At 42.2% G+C, this 17,036-nt stretch carries 13 protein-coding genes and 1 pseudogene; 13 read left to right on the top strand and 1 reads right to left on the bottom strand.

What is annotated here, in order from left to right; genetic code table 11:
• Positions 1-22 precede the first annotated feature (22 nt).
• The 10 genes from rpoC (at position 23) to TZ91_RS08330 (ending at position 12,134) form a co-directional block, all read left to right on the top strand.
• Positions 23-3,700 carry a DNA-directed RNA polymerase subunit beta' gene (rpoC, locus tag TZ91_RS08380; protein ID WP_033686295.1) on the top strand — a complete coding sequence of 1,226 codons (3,678 nt, stop codon included), beginning with the start codon at positions 23-25 and terminating at the stop codon, positions 3,698-3,700.
• A 297-nt stretch (positions 3,701-3,997) separates the two neighbouring features.
• On the top strand, positions 3,998-4,420 hold the full coding sequence (gene ndk, locus TZ91_RS08370; RefSeq protein ID WP_033686366.1) for a nucleoside-diphosphate kinase: 423 nt from the start codon (positions 3,998-4,000) through the stop codon (positions 4,418-4,420).
• 130 nt (positions 4,421-4,550) lie between these two features.
• On the top strand, positions 4,551-5,183 hold the full coding sequence (locus TZ91_RS08365; RefSeq protein ID WP_235196424.1) for a competence protein: 633 nt from the start codon (positions 4,551-4,553) through the stop codon (positions 5,181-5,183).
• 95 nt (positions 5,184-5,278) lie between these two features.
• Positions 5,279-5,722: a tRNA (adenosine(37)-N6)-threonylcarbamoyltransferase complex ATPase subunit type 1 TsaE gene (gene tsaE, locus TZ91_RS08360; protein ID WP_033686298.1), complete on the top strand. Its 444-nt coding sequence runs from the start codon at positions 5,279-5,281 to the stop codon at positions 5,720-5,722.
• Positions 5,712-6,230, top strand: a complete 519-nt coding sequence (locus TZ91_RS08355; RefSeq protein ID WP_033686300.1) for a GNAT family N-acetyltransferase — start codon at positions 5,712-5,714, stop codon at positions 6,228-6,230. Before tsaE ends, TZ91_RS08355 begins: the two co-directional genes overlap by 11 nt.
• 7 nt (positions 6,231-6,237) lie before the next feature.
• Positions 6,238-7,293, top strand: coding sequence for a glycopolymer--peptidoglycan transferase LytR (lytR, locus tag TZ91_RS08350; protein ID WP_033686301.1), 1,056 nt, complete (start codon positions 6,238-6,240; stop codon positions 7,291-7,293).
• Positions 7,294-7,370: 77 nt separating this feature from the next.
• Positions 7,371-8,627 (top strand): competence/damage-inducible protein A, encoded by a 1,257-nt coding sequence (locus TZ91_RS08345; RefSeq protein ID WP_033686303.1) that lies wholly within the window; start codon positions 7,371-7,373, stop codon positions 8,625-8,627.
• A 54-nt stretch (positions 8,628-8,681) separates the two neighbouring features.
• Complete coding sequence (gene recA, locus TZ91_RS08340; protein ID WP_001085456.1) at positions 8,682-9,836, top strand: recombinase RecA; 1,155 nt, start codon at positions 8,682-8,684, stop codon at positions 9,834-9,836.
• Between the two features lie 114 nt (positions 9,837-9,950).
• On the top strand, positions 9,951-11,321 hold the full coding sequence (locus TZ91_RS08335; protein WP_033686304.1) for an MATE family efflux transporter: 1,371 nt from the start codon (positions 9,951-9,953) through the stop codon (positions 11,319-11,321).
• 96 nt (positions 11,322-11,417) lie between these two features.
• Complete coding sequence (locus TZ91_RS08330) at positions 11,418-12,134, top strand: YebC/PmpR family DNA-binding transcriptional regulator (protein WP_000532883.1); 717 nt, start codon at positions 11,418-11,420, stop codon at positions 12,132-12,134.
• Positions 12,135-12,190: 56 nt separating this feature from the next.
• Here TZ91_RS08330 and TZ91_RS08325 read toward each other — a convergent pair.
• Positions 12,191-12,833 (bottom strand): annotated as a pseudogene (locus tag TZ91_RS08325) (DUF4190 domain-containing protein).
• 213 nt (positions 12,834-13,046) lie between these two features.
• On the opposite strand from TZ91_RS08325, the gene TZ91_RS08320 reads away from it, so the two are divergent.
• Genes TZ91_RS08320 through TZ91_RS08310 form a run of 3 tightly spaced genes read left to right on the top strand, consistent with a single transcriptional unit; the run spans position 13,047 to position 17,011 of the window.
• The gene (locus TZ91_RS08320) at positions 13,047-13,517 is read left to right on the top strand and encodes a MarR family winged helix-turn-helix transcriptional regulator (RefSeq protein ID WP_033686306.1); all 471 of its coding nucleotides are present in this window, start codon (positions 13,047-13,049) and stop codon (positions 13,515-13,517) included.
• The gene (locus tag TZ91_RS08315; RefSeq protein ID WP_033686308.1) at positions 13,492-15,261 is read left to right on the top strand and encodes an ABC transporter ATP-binding protein; all 1,770 of its coding nucleotides are present in this window, start codon (positions 13,492-13,494) and stop codon (positions 15,259-15,261) included. The genes TZ91_RS08320 and TZ91_RS08315 overlap by 26 nt, the downstream gene beginning before the upstream one ends.
• Positions 15,251-17,011 (top strand): ABC transporter ATP-binding protein, encoded by a 1,761-nt coding sequence (locus tag TZ91_RS08310; protein WP_033686310.1) that lies wholly within the window; start codon positions 15,251-15,253, stop codon positions 17,009-17,011. Before TZ91_RS08315 ends, TZ91_RS08310 begins: the two co-directional genes overlap by 11 nt.
• Positions 17,012-17,036: the final 25 nt, after the last annotated feature.

Raw genomic sequence — 17,036 nt, 5'->3', positions numbered from 1 at the left:
TAGAATAGAAAGGGAAGAAATAGTGGTTGATGTAAATCGTTTTAAAAGTATGCAAATCACCCTAGCTTCTCCAAGCAAAGTCCGTTCATGGTCTTATGGAGAAGTTAAAAAACCTGAAACAATCAATTACCGTACCTTGAAACCAGAACGTGAAGGACTATTTGATGAAGTTATCTTTGGTCCTACAAAAGACTGGGAATGTGCTTGTGGTAAGTACAAACGCATTCGTTATAGAGGGATTGTTTGTGACCGTTGTGGGGTTGAAGTAACGCGTACAAAAGTTCGTCGTGAGCGTATGGGGCACATCGAGTTGAAAGCTCCTGTATCTCACATCTGGTACTTCAAGGGGATTCCAAGCCGTATGGGCTTGACCCTTGATATGAGCCCTCGTGCCCTCGAGGAAGTTATCTACTTTGCGGCTTATGTGGTGATTGATCCTAAGGATACACCACTTGAGCACAAGTCTATCATGACAGAGCGCGAATACCGTGAGCGCTTGCGTGAGTATGGCTATGGATCATTCGTTGCCAAGATGGGTGCCGAAGCCATCCAAGACCTTTTAAAACAAGTAGATCTTGAAAAAGAAATTGCTGAACTCAAAGAAGAGTTGAAAACAGCAACTGGACAAAAACGTGTCAAAGCTATCCGTCGTTTGGATGTTTTGGATGCCTTTTACAAGTCTGGAAACAAACCTGAATGGATGATTCTCAACATCCTTCCGGTTATTCCACCAGATCTTCGTCCAATGTTGCAGTTGGATGGTGGCCGTTTTGCCTCATCTGACTTGAATGACCTTTATCGCCGTGTTATCAACCGTAACAACCGTTTGGCTCGTTTGCTTGAGTTGAATGCACCAGGTATCATCGTTCAAAATGAGAAGCGTATGCTTCAAGAAGCGGTTGACGCTTTGATTGACAATGGTCGTCGTGGTCGTCCAATCACAGGACCAGGTAGTCGTCCATTGAAATCATTGAGCCATATGCTTAAAGGTAAACAAGGACGCTTCCGTCAAAACTTGCTCGGTAAACGTGTTGACTTCTCAGGACGTTCCGTTATCGCCGTTGGTCCAACGCTTAAGATGTACCAATGTGGTGTGCCACGTGAAATGGCGATCGAGCTCTTTAAACCATTCGTGATGCGTGAAATCGTCGCTCGTGATATCGTGCAAAACGTCAAAGCTGCTAAACGCTTGGTCGAACGCGGAGATGAGCGTATCTGGGATATCCTTGAAGAAGTGATCAAAGAACACCCAGTGCTCTTGAACCGCGCACCGACCCTTCACCGTTTGGGTATCCAAGCTTTCGAGCCAGTCTTGATTGATGGTAAGGCCCTTCGCTTGCATCCACTTGTCTGTGAAGCCTACAATGCCGACTTTGACGGGGACCAAATGGCCATCCACGTACCGCTTTCAGAAGAAGCCCAAGCAGAAGCTCGTATCTTGATGCTGGCTGCTGAGCACATCTTGAACCCGAAAGATGGTAAACCAGTTGTTACTCCATCTCAGGACATGGTTTTGGGTAACTACTACTTGACAATGGAAGAAGCTGGTCGTGAAGGTGAAGGAATGGTCTTCAAAGACCGTGACGAAGCGGTTATGGCTTACCGTAATGGTTATGTTCACCTCCACTCACGTGTTGGTATTGCAACAGATAGCCTCAACAAACCTTGGACAGAAGAGCAAAAACACAAGGTCTTGCTTACAACAGTTGGTAAAATCCTCTTCAACGACATCATGCCAGAGGGTCTACCATACTTGCAAGAACCAAACAATGCCAACTTGACAGAAGGCGTTCCAGCTAAATATTTCTTGCCACTTGGTGGAGATATCAAGGAAGCTATCAGCAATCTTGAACTCAACCCTCCATTCAAGAAGAAAAACCTTGGAAATATCATCGCTGAAATCTTCAAACGTTTCCGTACGACAGAAACTTCTGCCCTACTTGACCGTATGAAGAACCTCGGTTACCACCACTCAACTCTTGCAGGATTGACAGTGGGTATTGCCGATATCCCAGTCGTTGATGACAAGGCTGAAATCATTGAAGAATCACACAAACGTGTAGAACAAATCACAAAACAATTCCGTCGTGGTATGATTACAGACGACGAGCGTTACAATGCCGTTACAGCTGAATGGCGTGCTGCCCGTGAAAAACTAGAGAAACGTTTGATTGCCAACCAAGATCCTAAGAACCCAATCGTTATGATGATGGACTCTGGAGCCCGTGGTAATATCTCAAACTTCTCACAGCTTGCCGGTATGCGTGGTCTAATGGCTGCTCCGAACGGACGTATCATGGAATTGCCAATCCTTTCAAACTTCCGCGAAGGTTTGTCAGTACTCGAAATGTTCTTCTCAACTCACGGTGCCCGTAAAGGTATGACCGATACGGCCCTTAAGACAGCCGACTCAGGTTACTTGACTCGTCGTTTGGTTGACGTTGCCCAAGACGTTATCATCCGTGAGGACGACTGTGGAACAGATCGTGGTCTCTTGATCCGCTCTATCGCAGAAGGAAAAGAAATGATTGAGTCTCTCGAAGAGCGTCTCAATGGTCGTTACACTAAGAAAACTGTTAAACATCCAGAAACTGGTGCAGTGATTATCGGTCCAAATGAGTTGATTACAGAAGATAAGGCGCGTGAAATTGTCAATGCTGGTGTGGAAGAAGTGACTATCCGCTCTGTATTTACATGTAACACTCGTCATGGTGTCTGCCGTCATTGTTACGGTATCAACTTGGCGACTGGTGATGCGGTTGAAGTTGGTGAAGCAGTTGGTACAATCGCTGCCCAATCTATCGGGGAACCTGGTACACAGCTTACAATGCGTACCTTCCACACGGGTGGGGTTGCCTCAAATACCGATATCACTCAGGGTCTTCCTCGTGTCCAAGAAATCTTTGAAGCCCGCAATCCTAAAGGGGAAGCGGTTATCACAGAGGTTAAAGGACAAGTTACTGCTATCGAAGAAGATGCATCAACTCGTACTAAGAAAGTCTTTGTTAAGGGTGAAACTGGCGAAGGTGAATACGTCGTTCCATTTACAGCTCGTATGCGTGTTGAAGTTGGGGACCAAGTAGCGCGTGGTGCTGCTCTTACAGAAGGTTCTATCCAACCCAAACGTCTCCTTGCAGTCCGTGATGTCTTGTCAGTTGAAACTTATCTTCTCGGTGAAGTACAAAAAGTTTACCGTAGCCAAGGGGTAGAAATCGGTGACAAACACATCGAGGTAATGGTTCGTCAAATGATCCGTAAAGTTCGTGTCATGGATCCAGGTGACACAGATCTTCTCATGGGTACCCTCATGGATATCAATGACTTTACAGATGCCAACAAAGATGTTCTTATCGCAGGTGGAGTTCCAGCGACAGGTCGCCCAGTTCTTATGGGAATTACCAAAGCCTCACTTGAAACAAACAGTTTCTTGTCAGCGGCTTCCTTCCAGGAAACAACTCGTGTCCTTACTGACGCAGCTATCCGTGGTAAGAAAGACCATCTCCTTGGACTTAAAGAAAATGTTATCATCGGTAAGATCATCCCAGCAGGTACTGGTATGGCTCGTTACCGTAACCTTGAACCACATGCTGTCAACGAAGAAGAATACCTTAACCCTCCAGTAGAGGAAGAAGGAAATGAAGAAACAACAGAAGTAGTTGTGGATACTGCCGTTGAAACTGTGGAAGAAACAGTAGAATAAAAGAGAACGAGAGAGCCTTCGGGTTCTCTTTCGCTTTTCTGAAAACTTTCTCCATTTTTCCATGAAATGTGGTAAAATAATAATCAATGAAAATCAAAGAGCAAACTAGCCGCAGGTTGCTCAAAGCACTGCTTTGAGGTTGTAAATAAAACTGACGAAGTCAGCTCAAAACACTGTTTTGAGGTTGTGGATAGAACTGACGAAGTCAGTAACCATACCTACGGCAAGGCGACGTTGACGTGGTTTGAAGAGATTTTCGAAGAGTATAAAAGAAAGAAGCTGACAAAGGAGACAGGTATGGAACAAACATTTTTTATCATTAAACCAGACGGTGTAAAAAGAGGGCTAGTGGGTGAAGTATTGAAACGCATTGAACAACGTGGATTTACAATCGAAAAATTGGAGTTGCGTTCACAGGTTTCAGAAGAGTTGATTGACCAGCACTATCAGGACTTGGTTGGTCAAAGTTTTTACACACCGATTCGTGAATTTATGACTTCAGGACCGGTTCTTGTAGGTATAATTTCTGGTCCCAAAGTAATTGAAACTTGGCGGACCATGATGGGTGCTACTCGTCCAGAAGAAGCTTTACCAGGAACTATTCGAGGTGATTTTGCAAAAGCTGCTGGAGAAAACCAAGCTATTCAAAATGTTGTGCATGGTTCAGATTCAGAAGAGTCAGCTAAGCGAGAAATTACTCTTTGGTTTGAAGAGAAATAGTAAAAGTTTGATGTAAGGGATACTTGCATCAAACTTTTTTGCATTTTAGAGTAGAAAACTGACAGTTGAGAAATATTCTAGCAATGGTGAGGATTTCTAGCATATAATAAGAGCAAGTAAGGGAGGAAGAATGATGGAAAAAATGAAAAAGCAAATTCGTATTTTGTTATTGCTGACAGTTTTTGGCCTTAGTAGCTGTTCTTGTTTAAGTTTATCGACTTGGGCCTTGATGTTAAATCAAAACTGCTTCTATTATCTAGTTGGCATGTTGCTCATTGCCAGTATTGGGGCAGGGATAAACTACTATAGTGGACAGCGAAATCAATCTTACTCAGTTTTTAAGGAAGATAAGCAACAATTCTTGTATAGTCTCTTGCTCTTAGTAAATATTTTGGGTTTAGCTTTAATTGTCATAGAACATATCCTTGCAGGAAATACATCCGTAGAAGGATTTGTGGAAGCCTTTCTTCCGAGTTTCTTTTTCTTATTTGGTATTGATTTGTTAGTTTTTCTGCCGATTAAGAAGTATGTAAATGGAGTGAAAAAGTTTTTGGGAAAGAAGGAAATTTGTTTTATTAGTGGACTAGCTATTCTAATCTTTCTCAGAAATCCTTGGATGCTATTATCCATGACCTTTTATATTACCTTAGGAATGCTATTTCTAGGACTGTTGGTGCCAAAAGTCATTCGCTGGGAAGTTTCATTTTACAGCCATTTGATGAGAGATATCTTGTTAGTTGTCTTCTTGCTGTTTCTATTTTAAATATAAAAGAAGTGAAGGTCCAAGTTTTACAATTTATAATATGGAATTCATAGATAATATCTCGACAAAGGACAACTTTTTGGTATAATAGAAACATGTACACTAAAAACGAAGAAGAGTTACAGTCTTTAGGTGAACGTTTGGGCTGTTTATTAGAAAAGAATGATGTCTTAATTCTAACTGGAGAACTTGGAGCAGGCAAAACGACCTTTACAAAAGGTCTTGCTAAAGGGTTACAGATTACTCAGATGATTAAGAGTCCAACCTATACTATTGTGAGAGAGTATGAAGGTCGTCTTCCACTTTATCATTTAGATGTTTATCGTATTGAGGGGGACGCTGATTCTATCGATTTAGATGAGTTTCTCTTTGGTGGCGGCGTGACTGTCATCGAGTGGGGACATCTTTTAGGAGATGCCTTACCAGATACTTATTTAGAATTGAAAATTCTAAAAGAAGAAGACGGTCGCAGATTACATTTCCAAGCAAAGGGTTTGCGTGCAGAAAAACTCTTAGAGGAGCTTCAACATGGAGTATGAATTGCTCATTAGAGAAGCAGAACCTGGTGATGCTGTTGAGTTAGTATCATTTTTAAATCGTGTCAGTGTAGAAACAGATTTTACCAGTCTGGACAGTAATGGCATTTTGATGACAGATACTGAGATGGAGTTGTTTTTGGATAAACAGGCTCACTCGGAAAATCAAATCACTTTACTGGCTTTGCTGAATGATGAAATTGCTGGTCTTGTAAATATCACAGCTGATCAACGCAAGAGAGTTCGTCATATTGGAGATCTCTTCATTGTGATTGGTCAGAAGTATTGGAATAATGGACTAGGAAATTTGTTACTTGAAGAAGCCGTAGAATGGGCGCAGGCTAGTGGCATTCTTCGTCGACTTCAACTCACTGTCCAAACTCGTAATCAGGCTGCAGTTCATTTATATCAAAAGCATGGCTTTGTAATTGAAGGTAAACAAGAGCGTGGTGCGTACATAGAAGAAGGGGAGTTTATCGATGTTTACCTGATGGGTAGGCTGATAGATTAATAGAAATATGGTTAAAAAAATTATTGGAATGGTGCTAGCTTTTCTAGCTGTGACAGTTTTAGGTGTGGGTGTTTTTGCTTATACTATTTATCAGCAAGGTACAGAAACCTTATCAAAAACCTATAAAAAGATTGGGGAAGAAACCAATGTTATTGAGGCGACTGAACCCTTAACGATTCTTTTGATGGGGGTTGATACTGGAAACGAGGAACGAACGGACCCTTGGGAGGGAAATAGTGATTCCATGATTCTTTTGACGGTTAATCCGCACACGAAAAAGACAACGATGTTGAGTTTGGAACGTGATATCTTGACTAAAATTCAGCATAAAGATGGTCAGATTGAGGAAGCAAAACTAAACGCTGCATATGCGGGTGGTGGTGCAGAGTTGGCTATTTCAACCATTCAAAAGATGATGAACATCCATATTGACCGCTATATTATGGTCAATATGCACGGATTACAACAATTAGTCGATGCAGTGGGTGGTATAACTGTCAATAACACGCTAGGTTTCCCGATTTCTATTAGTGACCAAGAGGAATTTAATACTATTTCTATTGGTGTTGGGCAACAAACTCTAAATGGAGATGAAGCTCTTGTTTATTCTCGCATGCGCTACCAGGACCCAGAAGGGGACTACGGACGTCAGAAACGTCAGCGCGAAGTCATTCAAAAGGTTGTTGAAAAAGTTCTTAGCTTGAATAGTGTTAGTCACTATCAATCTATCTTAAAAGCCCTAAGTACCAATATGCAGACTAATATTGATCTATCTGCTAAGAGTATCCCAAGTTTGTTAGGTTACAAGGACTCGTTTAAAACGATTGAAACCCAACAATTACGAGGAGAAGATGCCGAATTGCAAGGGACATCTTATCAAATCGTAACTGCTAACCATTTGTTAGAGATCCAGAATCTTTTGAGAACCTCACTTGATAAACCGAAGGTGACAGAGTTAGAGACAAATGCAGTCTTATATGAAGATATTTTTGGAAACCAAAATGGTATCGGTTTGGGAACAGGTACGATTAATAATACAACAAATCAAGAAGATGTAGAATAATCTATTTTATAGTTAAAATCGTGGGAAATTTCCTACGATTTTTTCAAAAAAATACGAATAGATAGTTAGGAGGAAACATGAAAGCAGAAATTATTGCTGTTGGAACAGAGATTTTGACAGGACAGATTGTCAATACTAATGCTCAATTTTTATCAGAAAAACTAGCAGAGATTGGGGTAGACGTATATTTTCAGACGGCTGTAGGAGACAATGAAGCTCGTCTCTTGTCTTTGCTCGAAATTGCCAGTCAACGTAGTAGTCTAGTGATTTTGACAGGTGGTTTAGGGCCAACTGAGGACGATTTGACCAAACAAACTCTGGCTAAATTTTTAGGGAAAGAATTGGTCTTCGATCCTCAGGCTCAGGAGAAGTTGGATGTCTTTTTTGCCCAGAGACCAGACTATGCCCGAACACCGAATAACGAAAGACAAGCCCAAATTGTAGATGGAGCGACTCCACTGCCAAACGAAACAGGACTGGCTGTGGGAGGAATATTGGAAGTCGATGGAGTGACCTACGTTGTCCTTCCAGGTCCACCAAGTGAATTAAAACCCATGGTCTTAAACCAACTTCTACCCAAGTTGATGACAGGGAGTAAGCTATATTCCCGAGTTCTTCGTTTCTTTGGGATTGGCGAAAGTCAGTTGGTTACGATTTTGTCTGATTTGATTGATAATCAAACAGATCCGACCTTGGCCCCTTATGCTAAGACAGGAGAAGTCACTCTGCGTCTGTCAACAAAGGCTAGCAGTCAAGAAGAGGCGAATCAAGCGCTGGATATCTTGGAAAATCAAATCTTGGATCGTCAGACCTTCGAAGGCCTTTCTTTACGAGACCTTTGTTATGGTTATGGGGAAGAAACTAGTTTAGCCAGCATTGTGGTAGAAAAGCTGAAAAAGCAAGGGAAAACCATCACTGCAGCCGAGAGTTTGACGGCAGGGCTTTTCCAAGCCAATGTAGCGGATTTTTCAGGAGCTTCAAGTATATTTAAGGGTGGTTTTGTGACCTATAGCTTGGAGGAAAAATCAAAAATGTTGGATATTCCTGTCAAGGATTTGGAAGAACATGGTGTGGTGTCTGAATTTACAGCTCAGAAGATGGCTGAGCAGGCACGAAGCAAGACCCAGTCGGATTTTGGCATTAGTTTGACTGGAGTAGCAGGACCAGATAGCCTAGAAGGACATCCAGCTGGGACAGTCTTTATAGGATTGGCTCAAAAGCATGGAACTGAGGTCATCAAGGTCAATATTGGAGGCAGAAGTCGAGCAGATGTACGTCACATTGCGGTTATGCATGCCTTTAACCTAGTTCGCAAAGCTTTATTAAGTGACTAACTTTTGATATAATAGTAGATAGGTCTAAGGACCATTAGAATGTAGGAGAATAGAATGGCGAAAAAACCAAAAAAATTAGATGAAATTTCAAAAAAATTCGGGGCTGAACGTGAAAAAGCCTTGAATGACGCTCTTAAATTGATTGAGAAAGACTTTGGTAAGGGTTCAATCATGCGTTTGGGTGAACGGGCAGAGCAAAAGGTGCAAGTGATGAGCTCCGGTTCCTTGGCTCTTGATATTGCCCTTGGTTCAGGTGGTTATCCTAAGGGACGTATCATCGAAATCTATGGACCAGAGTCATCTGGTAAGACAACAGTTGCCCTTCATGCAGTTGCGCAAGCGCAAAAAGAAGGTGGGATTGCTGCCTTTATTGATGCGGAGCATGCTCTTGATCCAGCTTATGCTGCGGCCCTTGGGGTCAACATTGATGAGTTGCTCTTGTCACAACCAGACTCAGGAGAGCAAGGTCTTGAGATCGCAGGAAAATTGATTGATTCAGGTGCTGTAGATCTTGTCGTGGTCGACTCAGTTGCTGCCCTTGTACCTCGTGCGGAAATTGATGGAGATATCGGAGATAGCCACGTTGGTTTGCAGGCTCGTATGATGAGCCAGGCTATGCGTAAACTTGGTGCTTCTATCAATAAAACCAAAACAATTGCCATCTTTATCAACCAATTGCGTGAAAAAGTTGGGGTCATGTTTGGAAATCCAGAAACAACTCCTGGTGGACGTGCTCTGAAATTTTACGCATCAGTCCGTTTGGATGTTCGTGGAAGCACACAAATCAAGGGAACTGGTGACCAAAAAGATACCAATGTGGGTAAAGAAACTAAAATCAAGGTCGTGAAAAACAAGGTGGCTCCACCATTTAAGGAAGCCTTCGTTGAAATCATGTACGGAGAAGGGATTTCTAAGACTGGTGAGCTTTTGAAGATCGCAAGCGATTTGGATATCATCAAAAAAGCAGGAGCTTGGTACTCTTACAAGGATGAGAAAATTGGGCAAGGTTCTGAAAATGCTAAGAAATACTTGGCAGATAACCCAGAAGTCTTTGATGAGATTGACCATCAAGTCCGTGTTCAATTTGGTTTGATTGATGGAGAAGAAGCTGCTGAAAGTAAAAAAGATGAAGCAGCTCAAGTAGACTCTGTGAATGAAGAAGTAACCCTTGACCTAGGCGACGAACTTGAAATCGAAATTGAAGAATAAGCTGGCAAAGTAGTGGAGAAATCCACTGCTTTTTTGATTCTTTGTTCAAGATTTCAGATTGCCTATAGTTTGCTGTTTCTTGTCGCTCCTCTAGAAAGCTGATATAATAGCCTTATGAATAAAAAACGAACAGTGGACCTGATACATGGTCCGATTCTTCCCTCGCTTTTGAGTTTTGCCTTCCCAATCTTGCTGTCTAATATTTTTCAACAGCTCTATAATACTGCTGATGTCTTAATTGTTGGGCGATTTCTGGGTCAAGATTCCTTGGCTGCAGTAGGGGCGACGACAGCGATTTTTGACCTGATTGTAGGTTTTACTCTTGGTGTTGGCAATGGCATGGGGATTGTCATTGCCCGTTATTACGGGGCTCGTAATTTCACTAAAATCAAGGAAGCAGTAGCAGCCACCTGGATTTTAGGTGCACTTTTGAGTATTGTAGTTATGTTGCTGGGCTTTCTTGGTTTGTATCCTCTCTTGCAATACTTAGATACTCCCGCAGAAATCCTTCCTCAATCTTATCAATATATTTCTATGATTGTGACCTGTGTAGGCGTCAGCTTTGCTTATAATCTCTTTGCAGGTTTGTTGCGGTCCATTGGTGACAGTCTGGCAGCTCTGGGATTTCTGATTTTCTCTGCTCTGGTTAATGTGGTTCTGGATCTCTATTTTATTACGCAATTGCATCTTGGAGTTCAATCCGCGGGACTTGCTACCATCATTTCGCAAGGCTTATCAGCGGTTCTCTGTTTTTACTATATTCGTAAGAGCGTGCCAGAACTTTTGCCTCAACTCAAGCATTTCAAATGGGATAAGGCCTTATACGCTGACCTCTTGGAGCAAGGTTTGGCTATGGGCTTGATGAGTTCAATTGTATCTATCGGCAGTGTGATTTTACAGTCTTCTGTTAATACCTTTGGTGCAGTGATTATTAGTGCTCAAACAGCGGCGCGACGTATTATGGCTTTCGCCCTTCTTCCCATGACCGCTATTTCCGCTTCGATGACGACCTTTGCTTCTCAGAATTTAGGAGCTAAGCGACCAGACCGCATTGTTCAAGGTATTCGAATCGGCAGTCGTTTAAGTATGTCCTGGGCAATTTTTGTTTGTGTCTTCCTCTTTTTTGCCAGTCCAGCCTTGGTTTCCTTCTTGGCTAGTTCGACGGATAGCTATTTGGTAGAAAATGGCAGTCTCTATCTACAAATCAGCTCAGCTTTTTATCCTATTTTGAGTCTCTTATTGATTTATCGCAATTGTTTGCAGGGTTTGGGGCAAAAAATCCTTCCTCTGGTTTCTAGCTTTATCGAACTAATCGGGAAAATCGCTTTTGTGGTTTTGATTATCCCTTGGGCAGGATATAAGGGAGTTATCCTTTGCGAACCCTTAATCTGGGTTGCCATGACCATTCAACTGTATTTCTCACTGTTTCGTCACCCCTTGATAAAAGAAGGCAAGGAAATTTTAGCAACTAAAGTGCTATCCTAGTTGTATTTACTGAATAAAATCCATTTCCTCTAGTGAAAATCGAAAAAACTTGTGTTATAATAAGAAAGATTAAAATGTGAAAAAAGGAGATTCCTAATGGGACGTAAATGGGCCAATATCGTAGCCAAGAAAACGGCTAAAGATGGAGCTAACTCTAAAGTATATGCAAAATTTGGTGTAGAAATCTATGTAGCAGCTAAAAAAGGTGATCCAGATCCAGAATCAAACTCAGCCTTGAAATTCGTTATCGACCGTGCTAAACAAGCCCAAGTGCCAAAACACGTTATCGATAAGGCTTTGGACAAGGCTAAAGGAAACACAGACGAAACCTTTACAGAAGGACGTTACGAAGGTTTTGGACCAAATGGTTCTATGCTGATTGTTGATACTTTGACTTCAAATGTCAACCGTACAGCGGCCAATGTCCGTGCAGCCTTTGGTAAAAACGGCGGAAACATGGGTGCTTCAGGTTCTGTTTCTTACCTCTTTGACAACAAGGGTGTGATCGTATTTGCAGGTGAAGATGCGGACGCGGTCTTTGAGCAATTGCTAGAAGCAGATGTAGATGTGGATGATGTAGAAGCAGAAGAAGGAACAATCACAGTTTACACAGCGCCAACTGACCTTCACAAGGCTATCGTTGCCCTTCGTGAGTCAGGTGTCGAAGAATTCCAAGTGACTGAATTGGAAATGATTCCTCAGTCAGAAGTGGAATTGTCAGGCGATGACCTTGAAACCTTTGAAAAACTTTACAGCGTTCTTGAAGACGACGAAGACGTACAAAAGATCTACACAAACGTAGATGGATTCTAATAGAAAAACGAACAGTTTTATTAGCTGTTCGTTTTTTTTGATATTTGAACTTAGACTCAGGTTTCAGAATCGTTTTGTTGCTTGTTTTTTTCTAGACCTAGACCGACTGCATGTTTTTGGACGAGCAAGAGCTGTCCATTGTCCTGTTTTGCAAAAGTTAAGGTAACAGTCTTGGTCTTGTCTCCAATAGAGATATAGGTGATTTTTTTCGTATTGTAAGCCCCAAGAGTGAAGTCAAACTCGGAATCTGGCTTTCCGTGTTTGTTGATAATATCCTCGTAGTTGGTACCACCTTTTCCTTTGTTGTCAAGGTCGCCTTCGATTAAGGCGTCGAACTGTTCTTGGGTCCAGGCGAAGGTATCGTCTGTCAAGCCGCTTTTTTCTTCGCGTTCCATTGAGGCACTCGTATCCATGTAGGAACGGTTAAACTCCTTGGCATACTCTTTGTAGACATCAGCGTATAGTGCCTGACTCGTAAAGAAAAGTACAACAGAGGCAACTGCCAGGGATGTTCCGATAATAGCCATTGTTTTCCGTTTTTTGAGGTTGACGATAAGGCCGATAATCCCCAAGATAAATGCGACGATGCCGATGGAACAACGATGGATAGTTAATAAACGGGATCCAGGATCCTAAAAGTGCGATGGCTCCAAAAATAGTTGCTAAGATTCCTAAAACTCTTTGTTCTTCTGGTTTCATTTGAAAGTTTTCTCTCCTCATTAAGTGAATGGATTTCTACCCACAGTAGTGAGAGCTTATTATATAAAAAATCTTGCCTAATGTCAATTTAAACTAAGATAGTTCTCATGGAAACTTTTTCTTGACATCTCTTTTCAAAGTGGTAAAATAGTTCTCATGGAAACTTATTTAGTTCCTAGGAGAACTAAATGCAATGGTTAGAAAGGAGTTAGTATGGATAAACCGATGTTAGTCTTTAAGCGTTTTGGTCATCAGATTCATCTCATGGTGCAAAAGGAAGCCAAACGTTGTGGTATTGAATTTATGGGTGGGCCTCAAGGGCAGGTTCTGCGTTTTTTAGATCATTGTGAACAAAAAGAGGAACTGGTCCTGATTAAGGATATCGAGCAGGAACTCAATATTACCAAATCTGTTGCGAGTAATTTGGTCAAGCGTATGGTGCAAAATGGTTTGGTGGAATTGGAGGCGAGTCCTAGCGATAAGCGGGCAAAATTTGTTCGTTTGACGGACAAAGCACGTTCTCAAATGAAGCAGGTTAAAGCCTTTTTTGAACGAATTGATAAGCAGTTGATGGAAGACATTGATGAAGATGAATTACTGATTTTTGAGAAAGTCCTTGCTCAACTACAGGAAAATATCAAGGGAATAGGAGGAGAGAATGAAGAAATTAGCCAAACGAATTAGTAGAAAAGAATGGGGGATGATTTTACTAGCCATTCTCTTTACTTGTTTTTCGGTCTATCTAGAGTTGGAAGTGCCGACCTATATCTCGAAAATTACGGATTTGCTAGGTAGTCAAGGAACTAATTTAGATGAGTTGTGGCAGCCGGCAAGCATGATGGTGGGAATGTCCTTTCTTGCCTTCTTGTCCGTAGTTGCAGTTGGATTTTTTGCATCCCGAGTGGCGGCTTCTTATACTAGTAGGTTGAGAAGTGATATTTTTAACCGAGTTTTGGATTACTCGCAGACAGAGATTAAGAAATTCTCTATTCCCAGTCTCTTGACGCGTACTACCAATGACATTACTCAAGTTCAAATGTTGATTACCATGGGCTTGCAAGTGGTAACGCGTGGTCCGATTATGGCTATCTGGGCTATCGGGAAGATTTTAGGCCATTCAGAATACTGGCTCTGGGCCGTTCTTGTAGCAGTGATTGTCAATGTTTTGATGACGACCGTTTTGATGACGCTAGCCTTTCCAAAACAGTTCTTGATTCAAAGTTTGACTGATAAACTGAACAGTATCACTCGTGAGAGTTTAACAGGTATTCGTGTTGTTCGCGCCTACAATGCTGAAGAATACCAAAATGAAAAATTTGCAGCAGCAAATGATGAATTGACACGCTTGAATTTGTTTGTCAACCGTCTTATGGCTATTTTGAACCCTATCATGATGGGGATTTCAAGTGGTTTGAGTGTGGCGATTTACTGGATTGGGGCCTATGTGATTAACGACGCTGCTCCGATAGCGCGTCTGCCTCTCTTTAGTGACATGATTGTTTTCATGTCTTATGCTATGCAGGTTGTCATGGGCTTCCTTCTCATGGGAGCACTCTTCATCGTTCTTCCCCGAACTATGGTCTCTGCCAAGCGCATTAATCAAGTTTTAGATTTGCATTCTTCTATCCAAAAACCTGCTCAAGTGCAGCTGGCTGATGAAAACCTCAAAGGTCAGGTCGAGTTTAAGGATGTGACCTTCCGCTATGCGGCAAATTCGGAGGCAGTTATCGAGCATGTTAGCTTTAGAGCAGAAGCGGGTCAAACAGTGGCCTTTATTGGGTCAACGGGTTCAGGTAAATCAACTCTGGTCAATCTGATTCCACGTTTCTATGACGTATCAGCAGGAGAAATTCTGGTGGACGGTGTCAATGTTCAAGACTATGCTCTAGAAGATTTGCGCAACAAGGTTGGTTATATTCCTCAGAAAGCGGTTCTCTTTTCAGGTAATGTCAAAGACAATCTAGACTTTGGACAAAGTCAAGAAACACCACTTAGTGAGCAGGCTATGTGGCAGGCTTTGGAGTTGGCCCAGTCTAAGAACTTTATCGAAGACAAGGAAGAGGGCTTAGAGTCAGAAGTGGCCCAAGGAGGAACCAACTTCTCAGGTGGTCAAAGACAGCGTCTGGCCATTGCGCGTGCCTTAGCTCGGAAGCCAGAAATCCTCATCTTTGATGACTCCTTCTCAGCCTTGGACTACAAGACAGACCGTGTCCTACGCCAAGAGTTAGCAGAGAAAACCAAGTCTATGACCAAGCTTATCGTCGCACAGCGTATTTCAACGATTATGGACGCAGATTTGATTTTGGTCTTGGATCAAGGGAAAGTCGTGGGACAAGGTACCCACAAGGAACTTCTAGCTAATAACGAAGTTTACCAAGAAATTGCCTATTCACAACTATCGAAGGAGGAATTGGAACATGGAAAATAAGAAAATGTCTCTCTGGAAACAGACTAAACCCTATCTTGCAGGCCTCCAGTTTGCCCTTCTAATCGCCTTTCTAGCAACAATCGTATCCAATATCATTACTGTATATGGTCCAACCCGCATCAAGGAAATGACTAATATTATTGCCAGTGGTTTAGAAACAAGTGTGGATGTCGCTGCGGTTGCAGCTATTGGTGGTTTTTTGGCCGTCATCTATGTGATTGGACTCCTATCAAATTATTTACAGGCCTTTCTGTTTACAACAGCTATTCAACGTTTTTCAGAGCGTTTAAGAACAGCCATTGCAGAGAAAATTAATCGCCTACCATTGAGATATTTTGATGGACACTCTCAGGGGGATACTTTGTCTCGTGTAACCAATGACGTTGACACTGCAGCCCAGTCCCTCAATCAAAGTCTGGGAACAGTTCTTTCATCCACTTTACTGGTCTTAGCAGTCTTGGTAACCATGTTTGGGATGAACTGGATTTTGGCCTTGGTGACGGTTGTTTCAACTATTGTTGGCTTTGCTTTCGTGTCCGTTTTTATGGGCAAATCACAGGGCTTTTTTAAGAGTCAGCAACAAGACTTGGCAGCTGTCAATGGCTATGTGGAAGAAATGTACTCTGGCCATAATGTAGTAACCAGTTACAATGCCATCGAGAGTACGAAAGAAGAGTTTGCAACATTAAATCATCGTCTGTATGATAGTATCTGGAAATCTCAGTTTATTTCAGGGATTATGATGCCGATTATGATGTTTATTGGGAACTTTAGCTATGCCTTGGTGATTATCGTTGGTGCAGCCTTGGCCTTAAATGGACACATCAGTATCGGGATTATCGTTGCCTTTATGGCCTACGTTCGTATCTTTTCTCAGCCTCTTTCACAAATTGCCCAAGGAATTACTAGTCTTCAGCAGGCTAGTGCAGCCATGGGACGTGTCTTCGAATTCCTAGCTGAAGAGGAAATGGGAGACGAATCCCATAAAGAAAGACAATTGAGCAATATGAAAGGTCAAGTAGTCTTTGATCGAGTTTCCTTTGGTTATACTCCTGATCGGACTATCATCCACGATTTTTCTGCGACGGCTCATGCAGGTCAAAAGGTTGCCATTGTCGGATCGACTGGGGCTGGTAAGACAACTATTGTCAATCTTTTGATGAAGTTCTATGAGATTGATAAGGGAAGTATCCGCATCGATGGCGTGGATACCAAGGATATGAAGCGCTCGGAAGTACACGATGCCTTTTCAATGGTCTTGCAGGATACTTGGCTCTTTGAAGGAACCATTCGAGACAATCTTATCTATAACCAAGAGGGCATTAGTGATGAGCGCGTGATTGAAGCCAGCAAGGCTGTAGGGATTCACCACTTTATCATGACCCTACCAGATGGTTACGATACCGTCTTGGATGATACAGTGACCTTGTCTGTCGGACAAAAACAACTCTTGACCATTGCTCGTGCTTTACTGAAAGATGCACCACTCCTAATCCTAGATGAGGCGACTTCTTCTGTTGATACACGGACGGAAGAATTAATCCAGAAAGCCATGGACCGTTTGATGGAGGGAAGGACTTCCTTTGTCATCGCCCACCGCTTGTCTACTATCCGAAATGCTGATCTGATTCTTGTTATGAAGGATGGAAATATCATCGAGCAAGGAAATCATGATGAGCTGATGGCGCAAGCTGGTTTCTACGCTGACCTCTACAACAGTCAATTTACAGAAGACGAAGCAGAAGAATAAACCTAAAGAAGGCTTGACGGCCTTC

Source organism: Streptococcus mitis (assembly GCF_000960025.1).
GTDB lineage: Bacteria > Bacillota > Bacilli > Lactobacillales > Streptococcaceae > Streptococcus > Streptococcus mitis_DH.
The sequence above is the reverse complement of the archived record's forward strand: the minus strand, read 5'-3'. Positions and strand labels throughout refer to the sequence as shown.

What these genes read in the sequence shown, in the direction of transcription:
- ndk (WP_033686366.1), top strand. Translation starts at nt 3,998, where the DNA reads ATGGAACAAACATTTTTTATCATTAAACCAGACGGTGTAAAAAGAGGG.
- TZ91_RS08365 (WP_235196424.1), top strand. Translation starts at nt 4,551, where the DNA reads ATGATGGAAAAAATGAAAAAGCAAATTCGTATTTTGTTATTGCTGACA.
- tsaE (WP_033686298.1), top strand. Translation starts at nt 5,279, where the DNA reads ATGTACACTAAAAACGAAGAAGAGTTACAGTCTTTAGGTGAACGTTTG.
- TZ91_RS08355 (WP_033686300.1), top strand. Translation starts at nt 5,712, where the DNA reads ATGGAGTATGAATTGCTCATTAGAGAAGCAGAACCTGGTGATGCTGTT.
- lytR (WP_033686301.1), top strand. Translation starts at nt 6,238, where the DNA reads ATGGTTAAAAAAATTATTGGAATGGTGCTAGCTTTTCTAGCTGTGACA.
- TZ91_RS08345 (WP_033686303.1), top strand. Translation starts at nt 7,371, where the DNA reads ATGAAAGCAGAAATTATTGCTGTTGGAACAGAGATTTTGACAGGACAG.
- recA (WP_001085456.1), top strand. Translation starts at nt 8,682, where the DNA reads ATGGCGAAAAAACCAAAAAAATTAGATGAAATTTCAAAAAAATTCGGG.
- TZ91_RS08335 (WP_033686304.1), top strand. Translation starts at nt 9,951, where the DNA reads ATGAATAAAAAACGAACAGTGGACCTGATACATGGTCCGATTCTTCCC.
- TZ91_RS08330 (WP_000532883.1), top strand. Translation starts at nt 11,418, where the DNA reads ATGGGACGTAAATGGGCCAATATCGTAGCCAAGAAAACGGCTAAAGAT.
- TZ91_RS08320 (WP_033686306.1), top strand. Translation starts at nt 13,047, where the DNA reads ATGGATAAACCGATGTTAGTCTTTAAGCGTTTTGGTCATCAGATTCAT.
- TZ91_RS08315 (WP_033686308.1), top strand. Translation starts at nt 13,492, where the DNA reads ATGAAGAAATTAGCCAAACGAATTAGTAGAAAAGAATGGGGGATGATT.
- TZ91_RS08310 (WP_033686310.1), top strand. Translation starts at nt 15,251, where the DNA reads ATGGAAAATAAGAAAATGTCTCTCTGGAAACAGACTAAACCCTATCTT.